Genomic DNA, 5914 nt, shown 5'->3' with positions numbered 1-5914 from the left:
AAGGCAGATTCATCATCTAAAGGTACTTTAACGATTCATAAGTATGAACAAGAAAAAGATGGAGCGCAGGGACTAGAAGGTGACGGTTCTGCAAATCAAGAGGTGCCAAAAGATGTGAAACCATTAAAAGGTGTAACGTTTGAAGTGAAAAGGGTTGCTTCTTTTGAAAAAATTTCAAACGATGGGAAAATCGTAAAAGAAGACGTGAAACCTGTAATGGGAGCCACTCCAAATCAAGTAGTAACAGATGATAACGGACAAGTTGTATTAAAAGATCTTCCGCTAGGACGTTATGAGGTGAAAGAAGTGGCAGGACCTCCACATGTTAATCTAAATCCCAATACGTATACAGTGGATATCCCATTAACGAATAAAGAGGGTAAGGTGCTAAACTATGATGTTCACATGTATCCTAAAAATGAGGTTAAACGTGGTGCAGTGGATTTAATAAAAACTGGTGTAAATGAAAAAGCATTAGCAGGTGCAGTATTCTCTTTATTTAAAAAAGACGGTACAGAAGTGAAAAAAGAGTTAGTAACAGATGCTAATGGTCATATTCGCGTGCAAGGATTGGTGTATGGAGAATACTATTTCCAAGAAACAAAAGCTCCGAAAGGCTATGTAATAGATCCAACTAAACGTGAGTTTTTTGTTAAGAACTCGGGAACAATTAATGAAGATGGAACTATTACTTCTGGTACAGTAGTTAAATTAGAAGTGAAAAACTATGAAGAACCAATAATTGATAAAAAGATTAACGGAAAATTAGAAGCGTTACCAATCAATCCGTTAACTAATTATAATTATGATATTAAAACATTAATTCCAGAAGACATTAAGGAATATAAAAAATATGTGGTAACAGATACTTTGGATAATCGTTTAGTGATTCAAGGAAAGCCAATTGTGAAAATTGATGGAGCAGAAGTAAATGCAAGCATTGTAGAGATAGCTATAGAAGGTCAAAAAGTAACAGCTACAGTAAAAGATTTCACAAAATTAGATGGTAAAAAAGAATTTCATTTGCAAATTAAATCTCAAGTAAAAGAAGGAGTACCATCTGGTTCGGAAATTTTAAATACAGCAAAAATTGATTTTACAAATAAAAATGATGTAATTGGAGAAAAGGAATCTAAACCTGTAGTTGTTGTTCCGACAACTGGAATAATTGAGTTAACAAAAATTGATGGTGCTAATAAGAATAAATTAAAAGGTGCAGAGTTTGTACTTAAAGATAAAAATGGAAAAATAGTTGTTGTAGCAGGAAAAGAAGTAACAGGTGTATCAGATGAAAATGGTGTTATTAAATGGTCTAACATTCCATATGGAGACTATCAAATTTTTGAAACGAAAGCACCAACATATACAAAAGAAGATGGTACAAAAGCTTCTTATCAATTATTAAAAGATCCCATTGATGTAAAGATTAGCGAAAATAATCAAACGGTTAAATTAACGATTGAAAATAATAAAAGTGGATGGGTTCTTCCGGTAACGGGTGGCATAGGAACGACTCTTTTTACTGTAATAGGCCTTACGTTAATGGTTACAGCGGCATTTGTTTTCTTTAGAAAAAAGTTTGCTAATAATTAAGATTTTAGGAACATGTAACTATGGGAAAAGGGGAGAAGCAAAATGCTTCCCTCTTTTCGATATTTAAGCATATACAGAGGTGGAAATATGAAACGAAATCTTGTTTTGGGAGGTATTTTTTTATTTGGATTAGGTGTTTTTTTATATCCTACTATTAGTAATTGGTTGGCGACTCGTGCACATTATTCTGAGATTAGCTCTTACGATAAGAAGATCAAAGCGCTACAAAAGAAAGAAGTCGAACGTAGGGAAAAAGAAGCAGCCGAATATAATAAACAAGTTCACACTTCCACGAAAACATTTACTGATCCATTTTCTGAAAAAAAAAGTAATCATCAAGCATATGCTGATGCGTTAAATTTAGGAGATGTAATGGGGTATATTGAAATATCGAAAATTAATATAAAACTGCCAATCTATCAAGGGACATCTGAGGAAGTATTGAGCCGCGGGATAGGTCATTTAGATTTTTCTTCGCTCCCGATAGGTGGAGAAAATACGCACACTATTTTAACAGGGCATCGTGGTTTACCATCAGCAAAATTATTTACAGATTTAGATAAGTTGAGCGAAGGAGATCTCTTTTATATTCATTCTTTAGACAAAGTTCTTGCTTATAAAGTAGATCAAATTAAAGTAGTGTTACCACACGAAACGGACGATCTACAAATTGTAGAAAATAAAGATTATACAACTTTAATTACGTGTACGCCTTATGGAGTAAACACCAATAGATTGCTAGTTCGAGGTGTGCGTGTGGAGTTAAACGAGAATGAAAAACAAAAAGTGAGTACAGAGATATTTATATTTAATAAGTGGACTGTAATAGTTCCAATCCTATTGTTATGTGTGTTTCTAGTCGTAATTTATAAGAAAAGGTTAACTCGATAGAATGTATTTATTTATCCTGCATTAATGGACATTGGGACCGGAAATTCAGAGATAAGTAAAGAAGATGTATAGGGAATGAAGTAAATCCTCATTGATAAACATGTCATTTTATTCGACTATAAAAAAAATACGGTAAAGGTGGGAACAAAGGAATTGAGGCTACGATTAAAGCTGGTAAGTATTCATTTTATTGTTTTGTTAATGTTAAGTGTAAGTTTTGTCGTATATGTACCAAAAGAAGCATATGGATCCACGACAAACTTAGAAGGTCTAGGTGATATATCGCGTTATAATGCAGTTGTCTTTGGTAACCATAAAGCAATAGGTGGCGACATTGAAGGAGCAATTGCAGTTCAAGGTGATATGGATGCATCGGGGTATACAATTGTAGGTGCTGCAGCGGGAACATCTAATATAGTAGGTGAAAAATGGGTTGATGAGGGATATCCGTCCTTGTTATTGTCTGGAAAATTTAAGAAATCAAGAGAAGAATCTTTTATCATTCAAAACGGAATAGTCGTAATGACAAAAGAGAGTGATCCAGATCGCATCATACAATCTTCTTATGATCATATCGTTTATAAAGAAAAACTAGAAATTGACGCGAAATTTAATGAATTTCGCAATATAGTGAACCAAGTCAGTAAAAATGCTGGTCAATATAAAACGAATACCCCAATTCCAAATATGAGTTATGGAATCGGAAAAGATATAAACAATTCTAATATTTATGTTTCATCAGAATTGACAGGGAAAAACAATTTAGATATAAGAGATGTATTTTTACCGAGTGCTAAGGACAAAGATTTTATTGTTATGTATTCGGATGCAACAGAGGTTACATTTAAAAATGGGTCTATTCTATATGACACGAACAATATTGGAAGGGCTACAGATATAGTTCCTACATCACAACCATATTCTCCTAATTCCCCGTTTACTGAGCTATACGGGAAAGTGATTTGGGTTTTTCCAAATGCGAAAAAAATTACAACAGAGGGATATGGTGTCGTTGGGAGTGTGTTTGCTCCCAATGCTGTATTAGAAACAAAAGGCGGCTCGATTAATGGACAAGCATTTGTCGGCGCGGTACAACAAACTGGTGGATTTGAATTTCACAATTTCAAATTTAACTGGCAACATTGGAACAAGCCTAGTACAGGAAAAGTAAAAATAAAAAAGGTTGATAGTAATAATGATAATAAAAAATTGGTGGGAGCAAAGTTTAAAATTGAAGATTTAAATGGGAAAATAGTTGGAGAACTAGTAACAAATGAAGAAGGAGAAGCGATATCAAAAGACTTACCAATAGGAAACTATACTTTAGTGGAAAAAGAAGCACCTAAAGGTTACGAATTATCAAAAGATAAAATAGCTGTAAAAGTAGAGAAAGATGCAGAAGTAGAAATTAAAATAGGAAATAAGAAATTGCCAGATCCAATGGGAAAAATGAAGCTTGTGAAAGTAGACATAAGTGATAAAAATAAAAAACTAGCAGGGGCAAAGTTTCATATAGAAGATGCAAAAGGAAAAGTAGTTGGAGAGTTAATAACAGATGAAAAAGGAGAAATGATATCAAAGGACTTACCAATAGGAAACTATACCCTAGTGGAAATAGAGGCACCTAAAGGTTATGAATTATTAAAAGATAAAATAGCTGTAAAAATAGAAAAAGATACAGTAGTAGAAATTAAAATAGAAAATAAGAAATTGCCAGATCCGACTGGGCAATTTGAAATTGAAAAAGTTGATGATAAGGATAGTGAATTAAAGCTAAAAGGCGCTGTATTTCAAGTGTTAGATAAAGAAGGGAAAGAACTTAGTAGATTAATAACGGATGAAAAAGGAAAGGTAATTTCCAACCAATTAGCAATTGGTAAGTATACGATTAAAGAAATAAAAGCACCGAACGGATACATGTTACTTAGAGATCCAATAGAAATAGAAATTACAGAAGCAGTAAAGACACAAAAAATAACAGTGAAAAATGCGAAGAATAATTGGGTAATTCCTAATACTGGTGGGAGCGGAACAACAATTTTTTACGTAATTGGTATTATGCTAATGTTTGGTGTGCTATATTTCTGTAAGAAAAATCGTATATTATGAACTGATTTTATAGAGTTAGACAGATTGTTGCGTTAGAGAGTTTTTAGGGCATGAGTTCGGTATTGTACTGGACTCATGTTACTACATTTGTTGAAGGAGGAAGGATAATAGTAAACATAGAATATATTAATGAATTAAAATGTTTAAGAGGTGAACATGGTGGCAATAAAACAAGACGAAATTAAAGTAGTTGTCGGAGCTGGAGTGTTTAATAATAATCCAGGCTGGATTCAAACGCAAGAAGATGAACTTAACTTACTAGATAAAGCTACGTGGGAAGAAAGATTTGAATACAACTCTATTTCAGCTATTTTAGCTGAGCATGTATGGGAACACCTTACTTTTGAAGAAGGTGTAAGAGCAGCTGAAATCTGTTATGAATTTTTAAAACCATCTGGTCATATTCGGTGCGGAGTCCCTGATGCATTCTTTCAGGATGAGGTATATCAAAATATAGTTCAAATAGGGGGACCCGGTCCGAAAGATCATCCAGCAGCAAGTCATAAAATCGTTCATAATTATAAAACATTAACGAAAATGTTTGAAACTGCTGGATTCGAGGTAGTTTTACTTGAATATTGTGATGAAAATGGTCGGTTTTATTACAACGAATGGGATGCAAACGACGGTGTTATTTTCCGTTCGAAAAGGTATGATTCTAGAAATAAAGGCGATAAACTTGGTTTTCCATCGCTAATTGTCGATGCGATTAAGCGCTAATCATTCAACAAAAAAGGAGTTAATCCTATGATTTCATAAGTCGCAAATGCGGCTTTTTTATTTGTACGTAAATCTATATTTAATTTTCAATACTATATAACTCGATTTAGAAAATATTTAAGTTTTTCTCAGCGTCATTCGCTTTAAATTAACACTTCGTTGACATAAATATTTATTTTATATTTATATTCGTGTAAAATGAAATAAGAACATATATTCTATATAAGGAGGCAATCAAAATGATAGCTGAAATTGGGAAACTAACTGATGGATATATTGTAAAATTTGAACGTGAATTTCCATATACGGTAGAGGAAGTTTGGTCTGTATTAACAGAAAACAGTAAGCTGAAAAAATGGATGTCCAATTTACAGATTGAAAGCCTTAAAACGGGTGGAATAATAAAGTTCGACATGATGGACGGTTCATTCATAAATATTGATATTTTAGAGTGTCAACTAAACTCAGTACTTGAATTTACTTGGGATAAAGACCGTGTCCGATTTGAAATACATAAAGAGGAAAATGGTACTCTTTTACTTCTTAAAGAGTACATTCATGAATTAACAGATCATACACCGAGAGATGTAGCTGGTTGGCA

At 33.1% G+C, this 5914-nt stretch carries 5 protein-coding genes; all 5 read left to right on the top strand.

The features are described 5' to 3' along the window. On the top strand, window positions 1-1593 hold a 1593-nt coding region (locus ACQGS6_RS21710; RefSeq protein ID WP_426965583.1), incomplete at its 5' end, for a SpaA isopeptide-forming pilin-related protein. 87 nt (window positions 1594-1680) lie between these two features. Continuing rightward, complete coding sequence (locus ACQGS6_RS21705) at window positions 1681-2484, top strand: class C sortase (RefSeq protein ID WP_000828082.1); 804 nt, start codon at window positions 1681-1683, stop codon at window positions 2482-2484. 153 nt (window positions 2485-2637) lie between these two features. Beyond that, on the top strand, window positions 2638-4593 hold the full coding sequence (locus ACQGS6_RS21700; protein ID WP_076775086.1) for an MSCRAMM family protein: 1956 nt from the start codon (window positions 2638-2640) through the stop codon (window positions 4591-4593). A gap of 159 nt (window positions 4594-4752) precedes the next feature. Continuing rightward, the gene (locus ACQGS6_RS21695) at window positions 4753-5313 is read left to right on the top strand and encodes a class I SAM-dependent methyltransferase (protein WP_025966173.1); all 561 of its coding nucleotides are present in this window, start codon (window positions 4753-4755) and stop codon (window positions 5311-5313) included. 239 nt (window positions 5314-5552) lie between these two features. After that, window positions 5553-5914 (top strand): SRPBCC family protein (locus ACQGS6_RS21690; protein WP_426965581.1); only part of this gene is annotated, 362 nt, incomplete at its 3' end.

It is taken from the genome of Bacillus sp. GMs2/2 (assembly GCF_050172095.1).
Lineage (GTDB): Bacteria > Bacillota > Bacilli > Bacillales > Bacillaceae_G > Bacillus_A > Bacillus_A cereus.
Note: the sequence above shows the minus strand (reverse complement) of the source record. Positions and strands in the feature narration are given on the sequence as shown.

What these genes read in the sequence shown, in the direction of transcription:
- ACQGS6_RS21705 (WP_000828082.1), top strand. Translation starts at nt 1,681, where the DNA reads ATGAAACGAAATCTTGTTTTGGGAGGTATTTTTTTATTTGGATTAGGT.